The 2,672-nt window shown below is 61.7% G+C and carries 3 protein-coding genes and 1 other RNA gene; all 4 read right to left on the reverse strand.

Features of this window, described 5'->3' with window-relative positions; translation table 11 throughout:
* Nucleotides 1-108, reverse strand: a transfer-messenger RNA (tmRNA) gene (gene ssrA, locus VL598_RS05010); the annotation flags it as partial.
* A 139-nt stretch (nt 109-247) separates the two neighbouring features.
* The gene (gene gph / locus VL598_RS05015; RefSeq protein WP_325325592.1) at nt 248-961 is read right to left on the reverse strand and encodes a phosphoglycolate phosphatase; all 714 of its coding nucleotides are present in this window, start codon (nt 959-961) and stop codon (nt 248-250) included.
* A gap of 39 nt (nt 962-1,000) precedes the next feature.
* On the reverse strand, nt 1,001-1,699 hold the full coding sequence (gene ubiG / locus VL598_RS05020; protein WP_325325593.1) for a bifunctional 2-polyprenyl-6-hydroxyphenol methylase/3-demethylubiquinol 3-O-methyltransferase UbiG: 699 nt from the start codon (nt 1,697-1,699) through the stop codon (nt 1,001-1,003).
* A gap of 249 nt (nt 1,700-1,948) precedes the next feature.
* Nucleotides 1,949-2,596 (reverse strand): outer membrane protein OmpA, encoded by a 648-nt coding sequence (gene ompA, locus VL598_RS05025; protein WP_325325594.1) that lies wholly within the window; start codon nt 2,594-2,596, stop codon nt 1,949-1,951.
* Nucleotides 2,597-2,672: the final 76 nt, after the last annotated feature.

Consider the following 2,672-nt stretch of genomic DNA (forward strand, 5'->3'; position numbering starts at 1 on the left):
CGAACGTATCGTCGTTTGCAGTTACGTTTTTCCCATTGATTAACGAGGTGACGGGTCCTCGACATGCCCTAGCCGCTTCGCAACCCCTGTCGAAACCAGGTCGCCCCCGCGGTTCGTTGCTCACAATATATGAGCCAAAGACTAATTTTACAATAGATCGACGGTCGCGTCCTCTGTTGGCAGCGATCACGAGAGGCCGCGCAACTTGGTTAGCAAGTGTGTCGGCGCTCGATGCCCGGAGCGTCCGTCATGCAATGTCGCGCAGCAACTTCTGAAGCTCGGCCGGCGATTGAACGACGTGCTGCGCGTGCCACTGCGTCGGCGGGATATCGTTGCCACAGTAGCCGTAGGCTGCCGCGACGGTCTTCATGCCGGCGGCAAAACCGGCTTGCACGTCCCGCAGATCGTCGCCGACATAGACAATGCGCTCGGGCGCGATGTCCAACTCTCGTGCCGCGTGCAGCAATGGTGCAGGATGCGGTTTCGAATGCGGGGTAGTGTCGCCACTCACCACGCAGCCGGCACGCTCCTCGAGCCCCAGCTGCGCGACTAGCGGCTCGGTGAGCTGCGCGACCTTGTTCGTGACGATGCCCCAGCGCACGCCGCGTGCGTCGAGTTCGTCGAGCACCTCGGCGATGCCGGGGAACAGCGTGGTCTCGATGCACAGATCCGCTTCGTAGTTGGCGAGAAACTCCTCGCGCATCGACGCGAATTCATGATGATCGGGGCCGATGCCGAATGCGCCGCCGATTAGCCCACGCGCGCCCGCGGAGGCGAGCGGACGCAGCTTTTCGAGTGGGACCATCTCGAGCCCACGGTCGTGGCGCATTTTGTTGACGGCAGCCGCGAGATCGGGCGCCGTGTCGGCTAGTGTCCCGTCGAGATCGAAAAGCACCGCTTGGCAAAGACCGAGCGTGTCTTCGTTGTCTTCACGTTGGGGCAGGGGAGTCGGGTCGCTCATTGTTCGGGTCGGTGCGGCGGAGTGGGACGGGTGCAGGGTTCAGGCGTCGCGGCGGCTGGCGAGCATGTAATTGACGCTCGTGTCGGACGACAGCATGAAGTGCTTGCTAAGCGGGTTGTAGACGATGCCCTTGATGTTGGCGGTGCGCAGGCCGGCCGCGCGCACGAAGCCCGCCAGTTCCGACGGACGGATGAAGCGCGCGTAGTCGTGGGTTCCCTTGGGTAGCATGCGCGCGATGTATTCGGCGCCGATCACAGCGAACAGATACGACTTCATATTGCGGTTCAGCGTGGAGAAGAACACCCAGCCACCCGGCTTCACGAGGGTCTTGCAGGCTTCCACGATTGCGGCAGGCTCGGGCACGTGCTCGAGCATTTCCATGCAGGTGACCACGTCGTAAGTGCCCGGTTCGCGGGCCGCGAGCGCCTCGGCGGCGATTTCCTCGTAATCGACGGTTACACCGCTTTCAAGACTGTGAAGATCCGCGACGCCCAGCGCCTGCGTCGACAGATCGATTCCCTTCACATGGGCCCCCAGGCCCGCCATGGATTCCGACAGAATGCCTCCGCCGCAACCAATATCCAGCACCTTTTTTCCCGGGAGATGCGCGTGGGCGTCGATCCAGCCCAGGCGGAGAGGGTTGAGTTCGTGCAGCGGCTTGAATTCGGCATTCGGGTCCCACCACCGATGCGCGAGGTCGCTGAATTTCTGTAGTTCGTGGGGATCGGCGTTGGTCATGGCGAATACTGCCTCGATGAGGGCGGTGAGCGGACGCTCGAGGATAAACCCTGAGTATATAGGGCAAGAGACGGGGCGGCAAAAGTCCGGCGGGCGGACCGGTGGCAGCTTCCGTCGCTCGCGGCGGCCGGGTATGCCGGTGCCGCGAGCGGTGTGCGTTATTTGTCACGCCCGTCACGCGGGTGCGGCGCTGGCGCATAAAAAAAGCCCCGCCAGAGCGGGGCTTTCGATACTGCGGTAACGTGCAACTTACTGCTTCGGCGTACCGACAACTTCGACTTCCACGCGACGGTCCGGTGCGAGGCAGGCGATGAGTTGCTTGCGGTTCTTCTGGTTGCAACCGGTGGTAACCGGGTTGCGGCGGCCCTTGCCTTCTGTGTAGATACGGTTGGCTTCGACGCCCTTGCTGACCAGGAAGGCCTTCACAGCTTGAGCACGACGCAGCGACAGACGGTCGTTGTACGCGTCCGTACCGATGCGGTCGGTGTGGCCCGTAGCGACGACGACTTCGAGGTTGATGCCTTGAATCTTCGATGCCAGTTCGCCCAGGCGTTCCTTGCCAGCCGGCTTGAGGATTGCCTTGTCGAAGTCGAACAGCGCGTCAGCTTGATACGTAATCTTTTGGCTGGTGATAGCCGGTGCCGGAGCAACCGGAGCCGGCGGGGTCGGAGCCTGAGCAACCAGCGCGCCGTCGCACTTTGCGTTGGCGGTTGCCGGCGTCCAGAATGCATCGCGCCAGCACAGCTCGTTCGTGCCGTTCATCCACACGTATTCGCCGGTACCATTCACCCAGTTGTCGTTGGTAGCTTGTCGCGACGCCGGCACCGACTGTGCCATGGCGGATGCAGCCATAACTGCGGTAGCTGCAATGAACGCGAGCTTTGAAAGTTTATTCATATTTCTCCTCTCGAAATTGAGATTACCGCAGGTTTACTGCGAGCCTGTTGACGAAGACAAGTCATACATTGCTCGA

It is taken from the genome of Trinickia sp. (assembly GCF_035492435.1).
In the GTDB taxonomy this organism is placed as follows: domain Bacteria; phylum Pseudomonadota; class Gammaproteobacteria; order Burkholderiales; family Burkholderiaceae; genus Trinickia.

Coding starts and splice junctions, on each gene's coding strand:
- gph (WP_325325592.1), bottom strand. CDS start 961: ATGAGCGACCCGACTCCCCTGCCCCAACGTGAAGACAACGAAGACACG.
- ubiG (WP_325325593.1), bottom strand. CDS start 1,699: ATGACCAACGCCGATCCCCACGAACTACAGAAATTCAGCGACCTCGCG.
- ompA (WP_325325594.1), bottom strand. CDS start 2,596: ATGAATAAACTTTCAAAGCTCGCGTTCATTGCAGCTACCGCAGTTATG.